Below are 20033 nucleotides of genomic sequence, written 5' to 3'. Positions count from 1 at the left end.
CCCATCCTTCTATTTTTTATCAGCATACTCAATGAACATCAATATTAAGTGTAAAACACCACCAGAGATGACCCAAGCAAATCGTCAGACCGACTTCGATAGAAAACATAAGCTGTGCTCTCCATTTGCTTTTCATAGAGTATAAGAAGGTCCGGGGAAGAGATTTACTTCCCTAGACCTCCTGGCTATTTCTCAGTTGCTAATTCTGCATTCATCATATCTGCTGTTTCCTTGGCAGCAGCTTCTGTTGTTTTTTCACCAAGGTAGGCTGGTTTCAATAGTTCATAAGCCTTATCTTCCCACTTGATGGTTGATTGTGAATACGGACGGATCTGTGCATATTCCACCATATCCACGTAGTTCTTAATCGCAAAATTTTTATTTGACTCTACCCAAGTGTTGGCTGCGCCTTTGTAAGCTGAGATAGCTACACCCAAGGTCGCTTGCATTTCTTGAGCTTCTTTTGAGCTGAGATATTCAACCCACTTCCAAGCCGCTTCTGGATTCTTCGTTTTAGCAGAAATAGCATGCCCCAAACCATTAAAGATAGTTGCACGAGTTCCATCTGGTCCCTTCGGCAAGACAGCTACATCCGCATTTTTGCGAATATAGTCATTTGCAGTGAAGCCAGCTAAATTCCAAGAACCGAAGAGACTCATGGCAACTCGACCATTTTGGAAGACCTCAGCTCGCTCCTTATCCACTGTAATTGCCGGAGACAGCTTTTCTTTCACAAAGCTGAAATAATAATTTAAAGCTTCAATTGTCTTAGGATCATCATAACCTGATTTGAGATTGTCTGTGATTACCTTACCACCATTTTGATAGATAAAGTTGTAATAGCCTTCTTGATTGCTTAAACCAGCGCCAAAACCGTATTGACTACCGTCTTCTTTCGTTAACTTCTTGGCAACTTCTTTCAGCTTATTCCAATCCCAGGTATCATCTGGATAGGGAATACCTGCCTCATCAAATAATTTCTTATTGTACCAAAGACCAATCGTATCAAAGTCCTTCGGAATAGCATACTGCTTACCCTTGATATTGTAAATTTTGTTCAAACCGTCTGGAAAATTCGCTAACTTCGCATCCTCACTCTTAGCAAGATACTCATCCAGTGGGAGTAGCATATCATTAGCTCCATAGCGATGGATTTCATTTGAGTGCATCCAGAAAGTATCCGGCAACGAACCACCTGTAGCACCAGCTTCTAACATAGTCCAGTAAGAATCCCAGTCCGACACCTGAATATTGATTTTAATATTTGGATTCTTTTTCTCAAACTCATCTGCAATTTTTCTCAGTCCAGGCTCTTGACCTGAGTCCCAAATTGCATAGGACAATTCAGTTTTTCCAGAGCTACTTTCCTTCGTTGCACCACTAGACCCCTTAGAACTAGAGCAGGCTACCAAAAGACTAGCAGCTGCAACCAATGCTACATAGCGCCCACATTTCTTCATCGTAATACCCCTTTTCTTTTGTCGAATCATTCGACTTACGTTGTTTTCTAAGATAACTATACCATGTAAGTGATTTTTTATAGAATAGGAATATTTGACATCTTCTATATGATTTTGGGATATTTTCTAATTTTTCCAAATAAAATGTCACATTTGCATATAAATATGCTATACTGATTGTAAGCCTTTACAAAAAATGTGGGGAGATAGGGAGAATTACTGATGGCGATACAACCTGAGTTTTACGTTTTTAACAATCGTTCTTACGTCGACTTTTATCCTATCCAATTTGGCATGGAAGCCTGTCAACCGCTTCATTCATTTGGTCCAACCATGAAACAACACTATCTGTTCCATTATGTTATCTCCGGATCAGGAACTTTTTACGATACTTCTAACCAGAGAGACTACCCTCTAAAAGCTGGACAAGGCTTCCTCATCTCACCAGATACTATCTGTAGCTATCAGGCAGACGAGCAAAACCCTTGGACATACATTTGGATTGAATTTGATGGATTGAAAACAGAACACTTTCTGCGTCAGGCTGGGCTTTCAAAGGAACAACCCATCTTTTCACAAAGGGACACCCCAACTACCAGCCCAGTCTATTATGAGATGAAACAGATTCTCGCACTGCATCATCAGAAAAGTGCACTTCTTCTTGGTCATCTCTATCTATTTATTTCCTCCTTGATAGACTGCTCGTTAACAAAAACGAGCAGTAGACATGATGAAAATAAGGAATTTTATATTCGTGAGGCCATCAATTTTGTGGAACGAAACTATGAAAAAGCTATCTCCGTTGATGATTTGGCACAATTTTGCAACCTCAATCGCCACTATTTCAGTCGGCTGTTCAAAGAACAAATGAACATCTCTCCGCAGCAGTTCATCATTCAATATCGTTTAAGCGAGGCCTGTGAACTCCTGAAAAACACTAACAAGACCTTGCAGGAAATCGCTGAAGAAATCGGTTATTCCAATCAATTCAATTTCTCAACTGCCTTTAAGAGACACTATCAAATGTCCCCAAATCGCTGGCGAAAGATTCATAAATAAACCTCTTACGATTGCACGACCGTAAGAGGTTGTTTTTATCCTTTTGTTAAATATAAACGCCAGAGAATGAGGGTACAAATGATTAAAGTACACCCAGTTCAATGTTATTTTCATAAACTATAGGCTCTCAAAAGCCAAACTTGGTTTGGCATTCAAGTCCCAGCCTGCAACATTCTTCCTATTGTACTCACTAACCGCCGCTAAGGCAATCATACCTGCATTGTCGCCACAGAGACGAAGCGGTGGGATGATAACCTCTACATCTGTCATTTCCGCTGCCAGACGTTCTCGCAAGCCTTGATTGGCTGCTACACCACCTGCTACGACCAAGGTTTTCACAGGGTATCGTTCCAGTGCTTTCTTGGTCTTGGCCATAAGAATATCCAAAACACAGGCTTGGAAAGAAGCAGACAGGTTCGCCTTGGATAATACCTCCCCTTTTTGTTGGGCATTGTGGTAGAGATTGATAAAGGCCGATTTGAGACCAGAGAATGAAAATTCCAGATTATCTTCCTTAATCATAGCACGAGGGAAGTCATAAATATCTTTCCCCTCACGGGCCAGCTCATCAATAACCCGACCTGCCGGATAGGAAAGCCCCATCACTCGCCCCACCTTATCATAAGCCTCACCGACTGCATCATCTCGCGTTTCACCGATAATCTTATAGTCACCTGCCTCTGACACATAGACTAACTCTGTATGCCCACCGCTGACCAAGAGTGCTAGAAGTGGAAATTCCAACTCCTTTACCGCACGCGCCGCCATTAAGTGTCCTGCCATGTGGTTAACCGGAATCAGGGGTAGACCATTGGCCCAAGCAAAAGCTTTAGCTGCTGAAAGACCGACCAAGAGCGCTCCAACCAGACCCGGTCCATAAGTCACCGCTACAGCTGTCAATTCTCCAGCAGTTACCCCTGCCTCCAGCAAGGCCTCATCAATACAGGCCGTAATCACCTCCACATGGTGGCGACTAGCTACCTCTGGTACCACACCACCAAAACGCTGGTGGCTGGAAATTTGGCTAGCAATTACATTGGACAACAGTTCCGCTTCATTGCGTAAAACAGCCACTGAGGTCTCATCACAAGAAGTCTCAATCGCCAAAATCAATCTATCTTTCATCACGTTCTCTCTTCATTATCACTGCATCCTCGATAGGATAACGGTAATAGCTCTTTCGTTTTCCTATTTTAGTAAAATGTTGGCGTGTATAGAGGGACTGAGCTGCTAAGTTGGACTCCCTCACTTCGAGAAAGATGTCCCCTTCCCATTCCATCACACAAGCCAACAGGAGACTAGCAATTCCCCGCCTCTGAAAATTAGTCTTGACAGCAATCTGCAAAATTTCCATTTCATCCAACACCGTCTGAACAGCCAGAAAACCAACCACCTCTTGACCTGCATAAGCTAGATAATAGTAGGTATGCTCCCCTGCCATATCCAATCGAATCTGCTCCAAAGTCCAAGGAGATACCTGATAAACACAAGCCATGACAGCGTAAATTTCTGCCGCTAAATCTACTTGCCTATCGTATTGCCTAATCTCTATCATACACGTTTAATATAGCTTTCTGAACCTGCTTCATTGTCCCTGAGCCAATTTTCCTCTGCTTCAACTCGCTTGAGATAATTCGGCTCAAAATTCATCACATCAACCGCTGGCAAGTCCTTTCCAAGCAGGGCTATCTGATAGGCCGATGGAAAACTAGCTTGACAGGTTGCCGCTGGCAACGCTTCATCAATCTGTGTGACAAAGTTTGTCACCTCTCCCACAAAAGTAAGGTTTTCTCTAGCTGACAAACTAGTTATCAATTCCTCAAAAGACCAATACTTATCCGCTTCTACCGCTCTGCCATTTTCATAAACACCTGCATAAACATGGTTACGGCGGGCGTCAATGAGGGGAACCACCAAACCAGAAAGCCCCGGAGGTACCAAGGCATAAAGGCTAGAGATTCCCACCAGCTCAATCTTTAGAGTGTAGGCTAAGGTTTTAGCAGTTGCTACCGCTACTCGGAGACCTGTGTACGAACCAGGTCCCTGTGCCACGATGATTCTATCCAAGTCTTTTGGCATCCACCCCACCTGTTCCATCAAAAAATCAATAACAGGCATCAGGCTGATACTATGATTTTTCTTAATAGTCAGGAGGGTCTCCGCCTGCAAACAATCATCCTCCACCAAAGCCACAGACAAGGCCTGATTGGAGCTATCTAAAGCTAAAATTTTCATGGTTTTCTCTTTCTATACAATGCTACCCCTATTGTAAGCTATCTTGGGGAATTTTTCAAATAATGGAAAAGACTGAGATACTATTTCCCAGTCCCTTCTATTTCTCTCCTCTTTTCAATTCCAATACTTGATTATACCGAATACCGTCATCAATATGATGAGCAATTTCTACTATCATGATTGGCAAGGAATGTAAAAGCTGACGAACAGCCTTACCATTTTTCTCATCCAAGACTGCCGTAACCTCATCCGCCAAAAGAACATCCTTTTTCCGCAAGAGGAAGCGTGCAATTTCTAAACGAACTCGCTAACCACCTGAAATATTTTCGCCATTATTCTCTACTTTTTACATTAAGAATATCTGTAAATTCATTCAGCAAGCCAACCGAATTGATAAGTATTTTTTTCAAATAATCTCTATACTTTCTTAAATTTCGGTAACTCTTAGATTCATTCTTCAGCTCAGATAATAAACTAACAATCATATTGTCATTCAACAACATTTGAGCATTTAAAAACAAATACAACTCAAAACTCATCCATTCCTCAATGGCAAATAGATAATCAGCGAGAAACTTCTTATCCTCCTCGTCAAAATGATCTCCCCCATCCAAAGCAACAAGTGCTACCTTAATGACAATTCCATTTAGTCTTGCATAGAGGGACCTTCAGCTTTCAAAAGGTCTGATCCAAACAATGCCAACAACCCCTCCCTATCTTGCTAGTAATACAGATCCGAAATTAGATTGGCTAGTTCGATATGTGGTGCTTCTTTATAACCATGATACTTATAGGTAAATTCCTCCATGGTTATGTTGATGCCCTCAACTGCCAGTATCAATTTGTCTGCTGCCAACATAGACTTACCTGACTCAAAGTGCGACAACTGAGCCATCGTAAACTCTCCACCGACGACATCTTTTTGCTTAACCAATCAAGAACGACGAAGTTCGCTATAAAACTCACCTATACCTACTTGCGGTACGTTTTCCATGGCCCTCTCCTTTTTATTTAGTAACCGAAAATACCACTTACATTTATCATAATAACGAATAATATTTTTGTCAACTTTGTATATCAATCACAATCCTTGACTTCTTTTTTCTGAAAACCATTACACCTTTCATTTCCCTATCAATTCCTTTTACCAATACCATTTTTATGATATAATAAGGAGTAACAATTAGACTGAAGAAATCGACAACTCAAGAAAATTGAATAACAACTACCAAACAGATTGACTGTTTGGGGCTTTTTTCGTAGTTGCCAGTCAAAAGAAAGGAACTATACCACACATGATTTACAAAGTATTCTATCAAGAATCAAAAATTAGCCCTCGACGCGAACAAACACGCGCACTCTACCTAGACATCGACGCTCCATCAGAATTAGAAGGTCGGATCATTGCCCGCGAATTAGTTGAAACAAATCGCCCAGAATACAACATTGAATTTATTGACCTCTTATCAGACAATCACCTTGAATACGAGAAAGAGCATGCAGATTTCAAAATTACGGAGTTTTAATTCATGTCATCAGTTAATCTAAAACCTCATGAAGTTGGTGTTTTCGCCATCGGTGGTTTGGGTGAGATCGGGAAAAATACCTACGGTATCGAATACAAGAATGAAATTATCATTGTCGATGCAGGCATCAAGTTCCCAGAAGATGACCTATTAGGTATCGACTACGTTATCCCGGACTACTCCTACATCGTTGAAAATCTAGACCGTATCAAATGCCTAGTTATTACCCACGGACACGAAGACCATATCGGTGGTATCCCATTCTTGCTCAAGCAAGCCAATATCCCTATCTATGCCGGTCCGCTTGCCCTTGCTCTTATTCGCGGCAAATTAGAAGAACATGGTCTACTGCGTGACGCATCTTTGCATGAAATCAACCACAACACCGAACTGACCTTTAAACACCTAAAAGTCACCTTCTTCCGGACCACCCACTCTATCCCCGAACCACTCGGTATCGTCATTGACACCCCTCAGGGAAAAATTGTTTGTACTGGTGACTTCAAGTTTGACCTGACACCCGTTGGAGAGCCCGCTGACTTGCACCGCATGGCAGCGCTTGGAGAAGAAGGGGTGCTCTGCCTCTTATCCGACTCAACCAACGCAGAAATTCCAACCTTTACCAATTCAGAAAAGGTGGTCGGTCAATCCATCATGAAACTGATCGAAGGTATCCACGGACGTATCATCTTTGCCTCTTTTGCCTCCAACATTTTCCGACTCCAACAAGCAGCAGATGCAGCGGTTAAAACTGGACGTAAAATTGCAGTTTTTGGTCGTTCTATGGAGAAAGCTATCGCTAACGGTATTGAACTAGGCTACATCAAGGTTCCCAAACATACCTTCATCGAACCAAACGAAATCAAAGAATACCCAGCCAGCGAGATTATGATTCTCTGTACAGGGAGTCAGGGCGAACCGATGGCGGCTCTATCACGTATTGCTCATGGCACGCACCGCCAGGTTCAACTCCAGCCAGGAGATACCGTTATCTTCTCATCTAGCCCTATTCCGGGAAATACCACAGGAGTAAACAAACTCATCAATATCTTGATTGAAGCTGGTGTTGATGTTATCCACGGTAAAATCAATAACATTCATACATCCGGACACGGTGGCCAACAAGAACAAAAACTCATGTTGCGCCTCATCAAGCCAAAATACTTCATGCCTGTGCATGGTGAATACCGCATGCAAAAAATCCATGCTGGTCTGGCAGTAGATACTGGTGTTCCAAAAGATAACATTTTCATCATGGAAAACGGAGATGTGCTAGCTCTCACAAAGAACTCTGCACGAATTGCTGGTCAATTCAACGCTCAGGACATCTACGTTGACGGAAACCGTATCGGTGAAATCGGTGCTGCTGTCCTCAAAGATCGTCGGGATTTGTCAGAAGACGGTGTCGTTCTAGCTGTTGCAACCGTTGACTTCCAGTCTAAAATGATTTTGGCAGGCCCAGACATCCTCAGTCGTGGTTTTATCTATATGAGAGAATCTGGCGATCTCATTCGCGAAAGCCAACGCGTCCTCTTTAACGCCATCCGTATCGCTATGAGAAACAAAGATGCCAATATTCAAACGGTCAACGGTGCAATCGTCAATGCCCTACGTCCATTCCTCTACGAAAAAACAGAACGTGAGCCGATTATTATTCCCATGCTCCTCACACCAGATCGTTAACGAAAAAGATTGAAGAAGCCTTTCTGTGCACCCTTCAATCTTTTTTATTTTCCATAAAAAAGAAGCCTGTCGGCCTCTTCTTAGTACAAATCTAAATAATTATCAATTTCCCATTGTGAGACGTAGGTTGCGTAACTCGCCCATTCAATTTTCTTCGCTTCTACAAAGTTTATGTAGATATGTTCTCCCAAGGCTGCACGCACCACTTCATCCTCACGAAGAGCTTTCAAGGCGTTGTGGAGTGTTGACGGAAGATCTGTAATTCCGACTTCATGGTGTTCTTCATCGGACATAGCATAAATATTTGACTCTACCGGTGCTGGCGCTTCAAGCTTGTGTTCAATCCCATGCAAACCAACTTCTAAGAGGACAGCCATCGCCAAGTAAGGATTGGCTGTCGGATCAACCGAACGCAATTCCAAACGTGTTCCCATACCACGCGAAGCTGGAACACGTACCAAAGGCGATCGGTTTTTACCTGCCCAAGCAATATAGACAGGAGCCTCGAACCCCGGAACCAAGCGCTTGTAGGAGTTGACCGTCGGATTTGTAATCGCAGTATAATTGTAAGCGTGCTGAATCAAGCCACCGAGGAAATGATAGGCTGTCTCTGATAATTGCATACCACGTGGATCTTCCGGGTCAAAGAAGGCATTATTCCCCTCTTTATCAAACAAAGACATATTACAGTGCATACCAGAACCTGCAATACCAAACTTAGGCTTCGCCATAAAGGTTGCATACAGACCATGCTTGCGGGCAATCGTTTTTACAACCAATTTGAAAATCTGGATATTATCACAAGCCTTCAAAACGTCCGCATACTTAAAATCAATTTCATGCTGCCCAACAGCTACCTCATGATGGCTCGCTTCTACTTCAAAGCCCATCTCTGTCAACACATTAACAATCTCACGACGGGTATTATCTGCAAGATCTGTTGGTGCCAGATCAAAGTACCCACCCTTGTCGTTCACTTCAAGTGTTGGATTGCCTTGCTCGTCCATCTTAAAGAGGAAAAATTCTGGCTCTGGTCCAAGGTTAAAGGATGAAAAACCAACTTCTTCCATGTGGCGAAGAGATTTTTTCAAGTTCCCACGAGGGTCACCTGCAAACGGCTTCCCTTCTGTTGTATAAATATCACAAATCAACCCTGCTACACGACCATTTTCATCACCCCAAGGGAAGATAGTCCAAGTGTTCAGGTCAGGGTAAAGATACATATCTGATTCATTGATACGAACGAACCCCTCAATAGATGAACCATCAAACATCACCTTGTTTGATAGAACCTTATCTACCTGCTCATCGGTTGCCGGAATTTCTACGTTTTTCATTACTCCCATAATATCTGTAAACATTAGACGCAGGAAGGTAACATTTTTCTCTTTTATATCACGCTGGATGTCCGCTACTGTAAATGCCATTGTTTTCTCCTCTATTAAAAAACTCATTATGATGAACGAAAAATGGAGCTAGGACTTGAAAATCGCCCTTGACGACTGAATTCGTCATGTAAGATGCGGCGTACATCCTCATCCGTCAAGGTTTTCTGTTGTTTTTGAAGCTTGGCCTTTGCCTCACGGTTTGCATATTCCTTTTTAATCGCGGCAATATTCAATCCCTCATTCAAAAAATCCTTGATTTCTAGGAGTAGATCCATATCATTTAGAGAATACAAGCGACGGTTGCCCTCATTCCGATCCGGTTTAATCAAGCCTTGATCTTCGTAGTAACGAATTTGACGGGCTGTTAAGTCAGTCAATTTCATTACGCTGCCAATCGGAAAGATAGCTAAAGAACGACGAAACTCTTTTTCTCTCATAACGAACTCCTTTCTGCCTATCATTATAGGAGAAAACATTTTTTAGGTCAATAGGTAATGTTATATTTTATTACATCATTTATTTTTGAAAGCGCTTTTTTATTGTGTTTATATCATAATTGACTAAAATAGCAATAAAGACACCTATAAATGTCTCAAAAACCCGAATGAAAACATACTGAATCGTGTTCCCAGCCGGAATAGAAAGAGAGATGATCAGCATAGCTGACACTGCACCAATGATTCCTGCCTTATTGTTCATTGCCACATTGGTCATGATGGTCAACATAACACAGATCGGAACCAAAATAAGTGTCACCAGATAATGATTATGAAAGAGACCATTGATGATAAAAAATAGCAAGGCATATAGACCACCTATGGTATTTCCTAAAATGCGCGACGCACCAAAGTGCACACTCTGATCAAAATCTTCCCGCAAACTAAAAACCGTTGTCAGCGCTGCAATTTGAACACCCTGCCACCCCACACAGGTAAATAATAAAATCACCAAAAAAACTGCTAAACCTGACTTAAAGGTCCGCATGCCTAATCTAAATTTCTTTGGATCAAATCTATACTTCTTAAACATATCTCTATTCTACCATGATTCTCCTTAAAATATGCTCTAAAGCTGGAAGTGACGCTTCTTTTTATCATTCGATGAATGAACCAGAAATGACAATCAAAAAACATCCTACGTTTACCTCTTTATACCGCAGATCATACACAAAAATAGGGATGCTCTCTTGTCATCCCCATCACTGACTGCAAATCTGTCTAAGATTCCCTTAAAATTAAATTTTTAACTTCCTCTGGAAAGTCACTAAATGATTACTTTTCATTACTCTGCAAATCTTTAACAGTAGAGAAAAATAGGGCAACCATTGAAACAATAGTAAATACAAACCAAGTAATATTTATATTATAGGTTGCTAAAGAGGAAAAAATGAACGTTCCAACAGGAAGTGATAGTGTGAACAACATTCCCAAAAAATTATTGCTTTGTGCTAAAATATTTGAAGGTAGACTCTCCATAAGTAGAGCATCTAATTTAGGGACTGATTTTCCCATTATATAAGCAGCAAAGAACAATACAACTATTCCAAATAGTGGACTGGAAAAAGTGGAATTTACAAATCCAAGAATTCCAAAAAGAGAGCTGTTGATTACCAACAGAGTAGAAAAGCTTTTCTTTGCAAAATAATCATGCGGAGTTAAGCTACCCCAAATAGCCCCTACCAATAATACGATTTGAACTACAAGCAGAGATTGACCATAACTCAAGCTAAATAATCCGTGTTGCATAAAATAGAAATTGTAAATACTACTAACTGCTCCACCCAACGCATTTATAACCAATATTGATAATAATATTTTTATAAAAGAAGTGTTGTTTGATTTTTTAAAAATATCATTCATATTGCTATACATTTCTTTGAATTGTTTTAATAAAGAATCTTGTTGATCTGAAGCAATAACAGGTTCATGACTCAGTTTTTTCTTATTCATTAAAAGGACAACAGCAGATAGTACAAACGACAATGCGTTTATTATTGCTACAAAGGAAAAGTTATTATTTGATACCGTAAGCAACCACACACCGAAAGTTTGTCCCACTATATTACACAGGTATGAAGAAAATTGGGAAAAAGAATAAGCTTCAAACAAGTCCTCTTTCTGAATATTTTTTTGTAAAATAGGGAGACGCAAACCAGAAGCATAGTCGCCTAGTACATCACTAACTACATTTAACAGACAAACGAAAGAAAACACAAAAAAGGTTTTATTCTCAATCATAAAAGCAACTAAGGTAAATAAGATAGCTTGGATAAAGCCAACAGCAATCATCCATAATGCTTTGTTTCGAGTGCGATCGGCCTTTATCCCCACCCAAAATGTAAAAACTGTCGGAATAACTGTAACCATATTCGCTATAAATACAGCAAAAGTAGCTTGGGGTAAACTGGATGCATAGATAATAAAAACTAAATTATAGATATATGAACCCAAGGAATTCAGCATTCTCGAAAAAGTTATTACTCTATACACACTGTTTTTAAATAATAATTTCATCGCCCACCTCAAAATATATTTCTTTGTATTGACTTATTCTAAGCATTTAAACGAGACATTCTTAGACATCAAATAAGGAATGACCAACTCATACATGTCCGTGTAGTTTTCTATAGTTCCTGAAATATGAATTTTAAATCCAAATTCAGGTAGATTATACCAACTTATTTCATGGTACTTAAACTGTGATGACTTCATATTTATTTTCCATTGTTGATAATTTTTATAAATGGATATTTCTTAGGATTATGTACTATTTCTTTTATTTTACTTTCAATATATCGTTCAAATGTTTCTTCAAAACTTTTTGTATTTGAATTTTCTGCTTCTTCTGAATTGCAGTATTTTGTTAAAATTGTATTTTTCATCGTACTCTCATTTCTATCAAGTGAACTTGACATTTATCTGTCACGACAATATCTTGAATTGGTTCAGAACATTTGCTTGCTTCAAGTGCAAATTGCGTCATATCATTTTCCTCCTCTATTTTTTATAAGCACATTATAACTTACTAAACAGTGTTCAAAATAAAATTTTCATATTTTATCAATCAAAAAAAAAAGAGTTATCCGCAAAAAAACTCTATAACAAAGGTTTTTTTTTTAGATAAACTCTTTTTTATTTAAACTATCACATTTTAATTTATTCAACAGTTTTCAGCCAGTGCTTCATACTATTCAGATAATATTCTGCACTATCTGTGCAGTTTAAATATTTTAAAATTTCCACTGACGTCTCCATTTTCTTGATGCCGTTTTCCTTATCTCCTTTGATACAATCATGTTGTCCATCTGCAAACATGTACACTATTCGTAAATAACTATCATTTTCCTCAAAAAAATGATTCTTTATTTGTTTATCAAAATAGGCTGCCTTGCTTAATTTTTTTTCATTTATAGACTTAAATAGCCCATTCAGTAAGATTGTATGTATATAGTTTTTATTTTTTCTTAAATCTCCCAAAAAATCAGCTTTTTGAAGCATTTCTCTGGTATATTGAAAATACAAATCTAATGGTAACAAAGTGGCGACATCAGAAAACAATTTCAGCTCAAACTCTCCCCATATATCTATAAAAAACAAATAATCATACAAAAACTTTAATTCTTGATCACTTATTTCAACATTATCATCAAATAAACACATGTGACCTTTAATAATGAGGGCTTTTAGTAAATGACTATCTTTTTTATGAACTTCATACTCATTCATCTCATTTTGATGCATTTTTTGTAATAGAGATATCTTGCATCCCATATACTAGCTTTTAATGCATCATAGGCTGTTGGTTGAAAGCCTCTAACTAGATAAACAAATTCAGCTAATTCTGTATGAATATTTTCTAAAGCAATGAGTAATTTTGAAATGGTTATATCTGATTCTCCATTTTCAAATTTACTTAACATGGAATAAGAAAATTTCCCCCCTGTAGCTTCCTTCAGAGAAATTTTTCTGCTCGTCCTTAAATCTTTAAATATTTCACCCATGTAGTTCATATTTTTCTCCCCATAAAACAATTTTAGTGAGAATGTTCAATCCCAAGTTTTAAAGAACTTTATAGCTTGATTGTTGCAAATTTTTCTAAAAGAATAGACTCATGGTGGTTTGTTTTTCTCCTCACTCCGACATTCTAAGCCCATTATACTTGGAAAACAGAGAGAATACGAGAAAAACCTTGATTTTTCAAGGCTTTTCGTTGGAAATGCTTATTTTTCAGTAAGTGCAGAAAGACCAGGTAAAACTTTACCCTCCAGCAACTCCATGCTTGCACCACCACCAGTAGAAATCCATGAGAACTTGTCTGCACGGCCAAGGTTGATGGCTGCTGCTGCTGAGTCACCACCACCGATGATGGATTTAACGCCTGGTTGTTTTACGATAGCATCCATCACACCGATAGTACCAGCTTGGAAGTCAGGGTTTTCAAAGACACCCATTGGTCCATTCCAAACAACAGTTTTAGCGCCTTCTAGTTCAGCTTCAAATTTAGCGATTGATTTCGGACCAATGTCAAGACCAAGGAAACCTTCTGAAACAGCTTCGCCTTCTGTATCACGTACTACGTCATAACCAGCAAATGCATTTGCTTCTTTTGAGTCAACCGGCAAGATCAATTTACCATTTGCTTTTTCAAGAAGAGCTTTTGCAATATCCAATTTATCTTCTTCTACAAGTGAGTTACCGATTTCAATGCCTTGCGCTTTGTAGAAGGTATATGTCATACCACCACCGATAAGGACTTTATCAGCTTTTTCAAGCAAGTTTTCGATAACACCGATCTTGTCAGATACTTTTGAACCGCCAAGGATAGCCACAAATGGACGCTCTGGTGTTTCAACTGCTTCTTGGATATAAGCAATTTCGTTTTCCAAAAGGAAACCTGCGACTGCTTTTTCTACGTTAGCTGAAATACCAACGTTTGATGCATGTGCACGGTGTGCAGTACCAAATGCATCATTAACGAAGATACCGTCACCGAGTGAAGCCCAGTATTTACCAAGTTCTTCGTCGTTTTTAGATTCTTTCTTACCATCAACATCTTCAAAACGAGTATTTTCAACAAGGAGAACTTGCCCGTCTTCCAAAGCATTGATAGCTGCTTCCAAGTCGCTACCGCGAGTGCTACCAGGAAAAACAACATCTTGACCAAGTTTTTCAGCCAAAGCCTTAGCTACAGGAGCCAATGATTTGCCTTCTTTATCGGCTTCTTCTTTCACACGACCAAGGTGAGAGAAGAGGATGGCACGTCCACCTTGTTCAAGAATATACTTGATTGTTGGAAGAGCCGCAGTAATACGGTTATCGTTGGTGATAACACCATCTTTCAAAGGTACGTTGAAGTCCACACGAACAAGAACTTTTTTACCTTTCAAATCAACATCTTTAACAGTCAATTTTGCCATTAGATAAGACTCCTTAAAATTTTTTATCCTACTCATTATAGCATATTATTTGGTAAATGACGATAGAAACATCCAATGTTGTGAGGAATGTAACATTATATACTCTCCCTTTTCAAGGGTAACTCTGCATATCCGAATGTCTGCTTGTTTTTCTTTTTATATTATAGTCTCCTCTTCGTTAAAAACCAACTTGGTCAGGATCTTTCTGCTGACTAACCCCTTCAACCTTATCCAATTCTGCAATATCTTCTACAGTCAGCTCAAAATCAAAGATTTGCAAATTGGCTTCAATATTTTTAGGAGTAACAGATTTTGGCAACGGTAAGAAACCTTTTTCTAAAGACCACCGCAAAGCGACTTGAGCAACGGATTTCTCGTATTTTGTTGCAATTTCTTGAACTACCGAATTGCTAAAGATAGAGCCTGTTCCAAGAGGACTGTATGCCTCTAGCAAAATATCATGCTGACGGCAGAAATGAGCCAATTCTTCTTGAGGACAACCAGGTGCCAATAGAACTTGATTAACATGAGGCTTGATTTCAGCCGTTTCAAAGAGAGCTTGCAGATGCCGAATCATAAAATTAGAGACGCCTATTGCTCGGACTTTTCCAGCCTTGTAGGCCTCTTCCATAGCCTTCCAAGCACCGGCATTCCCTGACTTCCAGGCATCATTTTCACGCAAGGCTATCGGATTTGGCCAGTGAATCAACAGCAAATCTACATAATCAACACCTAATTTTTCCAAAGATTCATCAATTGAAGCTTTTGCTAATTCATAATCATGCTTATCATTCCAAACCTTGGTCGTCAAGAAAATGTCCTCACGAGGCAAGCCGCTATCTGCAATCGCGCGACCAACACCCACCTCATTACCATAAATCTGAGCAGTATCCACGTGAGTATAGCCAAGCTTGAGGGCATGACTGACACTATTGTAAACCTCTTCCCCTTCTGAGATTTGCCAAGTTCCAAAACCAATTTTTGGGATTTTTACACCGTTAGATAAAGTATAGTTTTCCATGAATGTCCTCCATTAAAATGTTTTCATTGGGTTAAAGGATGCTGAGATGATCTGTTCTACATCTGACACATCCAAAGTCACAAAAATATTTTGGCCAAGATTACCATGCTCAACCGCCTTCTCGCTCATCTCCCTGACCAAATCTTGATTTTCAATACCGACTTCAGGCAAAGTCATAGGGATTTCCAGTTGACTTTCAAAGAAGTGGTAAGTCTTTGCAACAGCTTGTCTTGCTAATTCCTCATCAGAACCTCCATCAAGTCCCCAGACGGTACGAGCGTAAGTTGCAAATTTTGTATGAGTTGTTGGATCTGTATCAATGCAGAACTTCATCCAGCGTGGTGTCAAAATAGCCAGGCCAATACCGTGAGTAATATCATAATAAGCGGATAGTTCGTGTTCAATCGGATGACAAGTCCAACCATCAATACGACCTTTAGAAACCAAACCATTGAGAGCTAGAGTTGAAGCCCAGAGCAAGTTAGCCCGAGCAGTGTAGTTTTCAGGTTCTTGGATAGCTACAGGGGCATGCTTGATGATGGTTTTTAGCAGACCTTCTGCTATACTATCCTGAACATCTACTCCTTCCGTACGATTAAAGTATTGCTCAAAAAGATGACTCATCATATCTGCGGCTCCTGCAGCAGTTTGCCACTTGGAAACCGTAAAAGTCAAACTCGGATCTAAGAAAGAAGCTCTTGGAATCAATTCCCAACCACTGGTGTCGAGCTTTTCATTGATGGCCATATTCGAAATCACCGCATCGCGATTCATCTCCGTCCCTGTAGCAGCTAGGGTCAGTACATCGACAATCGGAATGGCCTTACCAATCAGACTAGAATCTTCAACCAAGTCCCAAGCATCCCCATCATAGTAAACGGCTGCTGCCATGACCTTACTGGCATCTACAACTGATCCCCCACCAACAGCCAAGATGACTTCCAAGTCATTGTCACGGATCAAGCTTGCACCTTGACGAACCGATTCAATGCGGGGATTTGGCTCAATCCCTGCCAATTCGACAACTGTAAAATCATTTTCGTTTAAAAGCTGAGTAATCTTATCATAGAGACCAGATTTTTTAATCGAACCACCTCCGTAAGCAAAAAGCACTCTTTTCCCAAAGGCTGATAAAACCTCTGGCAATTCAGCCAAGCGCTCCCTTCCAAAACGGATATCCGTTGGAATTTGCAAGCGAAAATTTCTCATCTTATTTCCTTTCCAAAGTTAATTAGTGATGAAAGATAACGGTCTCAAAATGAAAGACATCTGGCAAGTGACGAGCAATCGAGTATTCAAAGGTCTTACAATTCCCCAAGGAGCTAACTCGTTCGGTCTCCATTAGAAAGTCCGTGTCTGAGAGATTCATTTCTAGCTGTTCTATAGCATTGGGACGAACTCCAGCGACCTTTACAAAGGCACTGTGAATCTTATATCCTAGCTCATCCTGTATGTAGCCATAGATAGATTGTTCCAAATGTTTCGTACTTAATCCTGGAATGACATCAACAGGCATGTAGCTATACTCCATAATGATTGGCCGATCATCCAGGATTCTTAGTCGTTGAATTTCATAGACAAAGCTATCTTGATTGACGCATAATTTACTGGCAACCTGAGCGGATGGATGAATAACCTCGAACTTAAGGATTTTAGAAGTTACATGCTCCCTATAATCGTGATAGGTTCCTTTCAATGAATACAAGCGAGATAACCCCTTGCTTTTCCAATCCCTAACCAGAGTACCATCTCCCCGACGGCGAATAATAAAGCCTTCTGCCACCAACAAATCCAAGGCACGCTTTAGGGTCAATAGACTAACTCCATATTGACTAGCCAGCGTTTGACCATCCGGCAATTTATCATTGATGGCATAGGTTCCTTCTTGGATTTTTTCACGTATATCCTGACAAATAACAAGATACCTCGGTTTTATTTTTCCGATAAAACTCCCTCCTCTCTTTCCCTTTACATCATAAGTATAACATATTTTTTTAAAAGTATATACTTTTAAAAATAAAATTCTATTTTTTAGACAGTCTCTGACAAAAGCAAGATAAATGCATAACTTCTAAATGCATCTTTAGACCTCACAATCACTACAGAATCAAGTAAGGTCAATCTCATACCACCGTGGCTACCGTTTGTCAACTAACTTTTAACGAGTACATAGACTCTCTTACCTCTCATTCTGTAGAGTCATTCTATTTGTTCCATCCTGTCATAACCGCCATTTATACTTTTGAACTACTGTCTTTTCAGACAAAGAAGTGGAATAGGCAACCCTAATTTAAGAGATTGTCATTGGTTGTCCAATCCTTCGCTCTACTTCCATGGCACACAAAAAAAGAAGGACCGAAGTCCTTCTTTTTCAATAAAACCAAAATTATTTAGCAATTTTTGCAAAGTACTCAAGCGTACGTACAAGTTGTGCAGTGTAAGACATTTCGTTGTCGTACCATGATACAACTTTCACCAATTGCTCGCCATCCACTTCAATTACTTTAGTTTGAGTTGCGTCAAACAATGAACCGAATGAGATACCCACGATGTCTGAAGATACAAGTGGATCTTCAGTGTAACCGAATGATTCAGTAGCAGCAGCTTTCATAGCAGCGTTTACTTCGTCAGCAGTTACTTTCTTATCAAGAGTCGCAACCAATTCAGTTACAGAACCTGTTGGAACTGGAACACGTTGTGCGGCACCATCAAGTTTACCATTCAATTCTGGGATTACCAAACCGATAGCTTTAGCTGCACCAGTTGAGTTAGGAACGATGTTTGCTGCAGCAGCACGAGCACGACGAAGGTCACCACCACGGTGTGGTCCGTCAAGAACCATTTGGTCACCAGTGTAACCGTGGATTGTAGTCATCAAACCTTTTTGAACGCCAAACGCATCGTGAAGAGCTTTAGCCATTGGTGCCAAACAGTTTGTAGTACATGAAGCACCTGAGATAACTGTTTCAGTACCGTCAAGGATGTCGTGGTTAGTGTTGAAAACAACTGTCTTCACATCGTTACCACCAGGAGCAGTGATAACAACTTTCTTAGCACCGTTAGCGTGAATGTGTTGCTCAGCTTTTTCTTTAGAAGCAAAGAAACCTGTTGCTTCCAAAACAATATCTACGCCATCAGTAGCCCAGTCAATGTTTCCTGGCTCACGCTCAGCAGAAACTTTAACGAATTTACCGTTAACTTCAAAACCACCGTCTTTAACTTCAACAGTACCATCAAAACGACCTTGAGTTGTGTCATACTTCAACAAGTGTGCAAGCATCACTGGATCTGTAAGGTCATTGATACGAGTTACTTCAACACCTTCAACGTTTTGGATACGACGGAAAGCAAGACGACCGATACGTCCGAAACCGTTAATACCAACTTTAACTACCATGAATGATTTCCTCCTTATGAAAATCGAGTTCTATATTTTAAAAGGCATGCCTTTTAATCCTTTTGTGAAAATATTAACTTGTAAGCCTACAAGCATCTTTTCAACATTTTTATTATATAATTATTTACCGAAAATTGCAAGACTTTGTATACTGTAGAAAAGCATCTACAGGTGTCCGAAAAAACAATAGATTTGATTTCTATTTCGGTATTACTGTCTGATCAAAGTAAGATTCGTTAGATACTATTATTTTACGGCCTCAAGTGCTGTGGCTAAAACTTCTTCTGTTCGGTTACCACGAAATGCTGTTACTATTTCCTTCTTTTTATTCAATATGAACATTGTTGGGATATTCTTCACCCCCATACTATCAGCAACACTCATACCTTTATCCTGATAATAGGTAAATGGATATTTTTCAGTCAAATATTTCTGACCATTCACTTTCGTTTCACGTGTTCCATCTACAACATTTAAAAATACAAAGTTGATATCCTTACCGTACTTCTCATACAACTTAGCTAAAATAGGTAATTGCGCTTGACAATCTGGACACCAGCTCGCCCAAAATACAACAATGGATGGTTTATCTGCAAAATTCGCCAAAGTCATTTCTTTGTCATTTGCATCTAAAAACTTACTTTTATTGATGGTTTCTGTCAAGGAGCGAAGTTCTGAATCAGAAGGCTGACTTGAGCTTTGACTGACCTCTGTTTTGGCGGGGCTGCTTTGTGTTAAATTGGCCGTCATTCCCAAATAAATAGCTGCACTTACAACAAGAATTGCTATTACAGAAATCGTGAAAATTTCTCTTTTTTTCATATTTTTTCTCCATAATTCCTTTCTAA

At 39.7% G+C, this 20033-nt stretch carries 23 protein-coding genes and 1 pseudogene; 3 read left to right on the top strand and 21 right to left on the bottom strand.

The annotated features are described in order from the left end of the window. Positions 1-185: 185 nt before the first annotated feature. Positions 186-1460 carry a sugar ABC transporter substrate-binding protein gene (locus BZG42_RS01020; RefSeq protein ID WP_120171233.1) on the bottom strand — a complete coding sequence of 425 codons (1275 nt, stop codon included), beginning with the start codon at positions 1458-1460 and terminating at the stop codon, positions 186-188. Between the two features lie 222 nt (positions 1461-1682). On the opposite strand from BZG42_RS01020, the gene BZG42_RS01015 reads away from it, so the two are divergent. Further along, positions 1683-2519 carry an AraC family transcriptional regulator gene (locus BZG42_RS01015; RefSeq protein ID WP_024531825.1) on the top strand — a complete coding sequence of 279 codons (837 nt, stop codon included), beginning with the start codon at positions 1683-1685 and terminating at the stop codon, positions 2517-2519. 117 nt (positions 2520-2636) lie between these two features. On the opposite strand, the gene tsaD is transcribed toward BZG42_RS01015, so the two are convergent. From tsaD to BZG42_RS00985, 6 genes and pseudogenes are all read right to left on the bottom strand, one after another. Continuing rightward, positions 2637-3644 (bottom strand): tRNA (adenosine(37)-N6)-threonylcarbamoyltransferase complex transferase subunit TsaD, encoded by a 1008-nt coding sequence (tsaD, locus tag BZG42_RS01010; RefSeq protein ID WP_120171232.1) that lies wholly within the window; start codon positions 3642-3644, stop codon positions 2637-2639. After that, on the bottom strand, positions 3634-4074 hold the full coding sequence (gene rimI / locus BZG42_RS01005) for a ribosomal protein S18-alanine N-acetyltransferase (protein WP_120171231.1): 441 nt from the start codon (positions 4072-4074) through the stop codon (positions 3634-3636). Before rimI ends, tsaD begins: the two co-directional genes overlap by 11 nt. Next, positions 4071-4754 (bottom strand): tRNA (adenosine(37)-N6)-threonylcarbamoyltransferase complex dimerization subunit type 1 TsaB, encoded by a 684-nt coding sequence (gene tsaB, locus BZG42_RS01000; protein ID WP_155995556.1) that lies wholly within the window; start codon positions 4752-4754, stop codon positions 4071-4073. Before tsaB ends, rimI begins: the two co-directional genes overlap by 4 nt. A gap of 97 nt (positions 4755-4851) precedes the next feature. Beyond that, positions 4852-5097 (bottom strand): annotated as a pseudogene (locus BZG42_RS00995) (ATP-binding cassette domain-containing protein); the annotation flags it as partial. Next, positions 5087-5368 carry an Rgg family transcriptional regulator gene (locus tag BZG42_RS00990; RefSeq protein ID WP_236563894.1) on the bottom strand — a complete coding sequence of 94 codons (282 nt, stop codon included), beginning with the start codon at positions 5366-5368 and terminating at the stop codon, positions 5087-5089. The pseudogene BZG42_RS00995 and the gene BZG42_RS00990, both read right to left, overlap by 11 nt. A gap of 107 nt (positions 5369-5475) precedes the next feature. Then, on the bottom strand, positions 5476-5649 hold the full coding sequence (locus tag BZG42_RS00985; RefSeq protein WP_155995560.1) for a hypothetical protein: 174 nt from the start codon (positions 5647-5649) through the stop codon (positions 5476-5478). Between the two features lie 400 nt (positions 5650-6049). On the opposite strand from BZG42_RS00985, the gene BZG42_RS00980 reads away from it, so the two are divergent. Together BZG42_RS00980 and rnjA are read left to right on the top strand one after the other, a co-directional pair. Then, positions 6050-6280: a DNA-dependent RNA polymerase subunit epsilon gene (locus tag BZG42_RS00980; RefSeq protein ID WP_024531831.1), complete on the top strand. Its 231-nt coding sequence runs from the start codon at positions 6050-6052 to the stop codon at positions 6278-6280. Between the two features lie 3 nt (positions 6281-6283). Beyond that, entirely contained in the window at positions 6284-7963 is a 1680-nt protein-coding gene (gene rnjA / locus BZG42_RS00975; protein WP_024531832.1) for a ribonuclease J1, read from the top strand. 80 nt (positions 7964-8043) lie between these two features. Here the strand turns inward: rnjA and glnA are convergent, their stop codons facing one another. The 14 genes from glnA to BZG42_RS00915 all read right to left on the bottom strand — a co-directional run bounded on the left by glnA (position 8044) and on the right by BZG42_RS00915 (position 20007). After that, on the bottom strand, positions 8044-9390 hold the full coding sequence (gene glnA, locus BZG42_RS00970; protein ID WP_155995562.1) for a type I glutamate--ammonia ligase: 1347 nt from the start codon (positions 9388-9390) through the stop codon (positions 8044-8046). A 26-nt stretch (positions 9391-9416) separates the two neighbouring features. Then, the gene (locus tag BZG42_RS00965) at positions 9417-9788 is read right to left on the bottom strand and encodes a MerR family transcriptional regulator (protein ID WP_024531834.1); all 372 of its coding nucleotides are present in this window, start codon (positions 9786-9788) and stop codon (positions 9417-9419) included. Positions 9789-9867: 79 nt separating this feature from the next. Next, entirely contained in the window at positions 9868-10380 is a 513-nt protein-coding gene (locus BZG42_RS00960) for an FUSC family protein (protein ID WP_155962865.1), read from the bottom strand. Between the two features lie 242 nt (positions 10381-10622). After that, positions 10623-11864: an MFS transporter gene (locus BZG42_RS00955; protein WP_155995564.1), complete on the bottom strand. Its 1242-nt coding sequence runs from the start codon at positions 11862-11864 to the stop codon at positions 10623-10625. Between the two features lie 33 nt (positions 11865-11897). Next, positions 11898-12062 (bottom strand): hypothetical protein, encoded by a 165-nt coding sequence (locus BZG42_RS10260; protein WP_443031413.1) that lies wholly within the window; start codon positions 12060-12062, stop codon positions 11898-11900. A 2-nt stretch (positions 12063-12064) separates the two neighbouring features. After that, on the bottom strand, positions 12065-12232 hold the full coding sequence (locus BZG42_RS00950) for a hypothetical protein (protein WP_155971120.1): 168 nt from the start codon (positions 12230-12232) through the stop codon (positions 12065-12067). 274 nt (positions 12233-12506) lie between these two features. Continuing rightward, a complete protein-coding gene (locus tag BZG42_RS00945) occupies positions 12507-13076 on the bottom strand; it encodes an Rgg family transcriptional regulator (protein WP_328706664.1) in 570 nt (189 codons plus the stop codon). Next, positions 13073-13360: a helix-turn-helix domain-containing protein gene (locus tag BZG42_RS10230; RefSeq protein ID WP_328706663.1), complete on the bottom strand. Its 288-nt coding sequence runs from the start codon at positions 13358-13360 to the stop codon at positions 13073-13075. The genes BZG42_RS00945 and BZG42_RS10230 overlap by 4 nt, the downstream gene beginning before the upstream one ends. Before the next feature lie 210 nt (positions 13361-13570). Further along, a complete protein-coding gene (locus BZG42_RS00940) occupies positions 13571-14767 on the bottom strand; it encodes a phosphoglycerate kinase (RefSeq protein ID WP_024531838.1) in 1197 nt (398 codons plus the stop codon). 178 nt (positions 14768-14945) lie between these two features. Then, positions 14946-15788, bottom strand: coding sequence for an aldo/keto reductase (locus BZG42_RS00935; protein WP_155962870.1), 843 nt, complete (start codon positions 15786-15788; stop codon positions 14946-14948). 12 nt (positions 15789-15800) lie between these two features. Then, positions 15801-16997: an iron-containing alcohol dehydrogenase gene (locus tag BZG42_RS00930; protein ID WP_120171224.1), complete on the bottom strand. Its 1197-nt coding sequence runs from the start codon at positions 16995-16997 to the stop codon at positions 15801-15803. Between the two features lie 22 nt (positions 16998-17019). Continuing rightward, the gene (locus BZG42_RS00925; protein WP_231996460.1) at positions 17020-17658 is read right to left on the bottom strand and encodes a GntR family transcriptional regulator; all 639 of its coding nucleotides are present in this window, start codon (positions 17656-17658) and stop codon (positions 17020-17022) included. Positions 17659-18174: 516 nt separating this feature from the next. Beyond that, the gene (gap, locus tag BZG42_RS00920) at positions 18175-19185 is read right to left on the bottom strand and encodes a type I glyceraldehyde-3-phosphate dehydrogenase (RefSeq protein WP_024531842.1); all 1011 of its coding nucleotides are present in this window, start codon (positions 19183-19185) and stop codon (positions 18175-18177) included. A gap of 246 nt (positions 19186-19431) precedes the next feature. Then, positions 19432-20007 (bottom strand): TlpA family protein disulfide reductase, encoded by a 576-nt coding sequence (locus BZG42_RS00915; protein ID WP_155965178.1) that lies wholly within the window; start codon positions 20005-20007, stop codon positions 19432-19434. Between the last annotated feature and the right edge of the window lie 26 nt (positions 20008-20033).

It is taken from the genome of Streptococcus sp. DAT741, assembly GCF_009866825.1.
Taxonomy (GTDB): Bacteria; Bacillota; Bacilli; order Lactobacillales; family Streptococcaceae; genus Streptococcus; species Streptococcus ruminantium.
The sequence above is the reverse complement of the archived record's forward strand: the minus strand, read 5'-3'. Positions and strand labels throughout refer to the sequence as shown.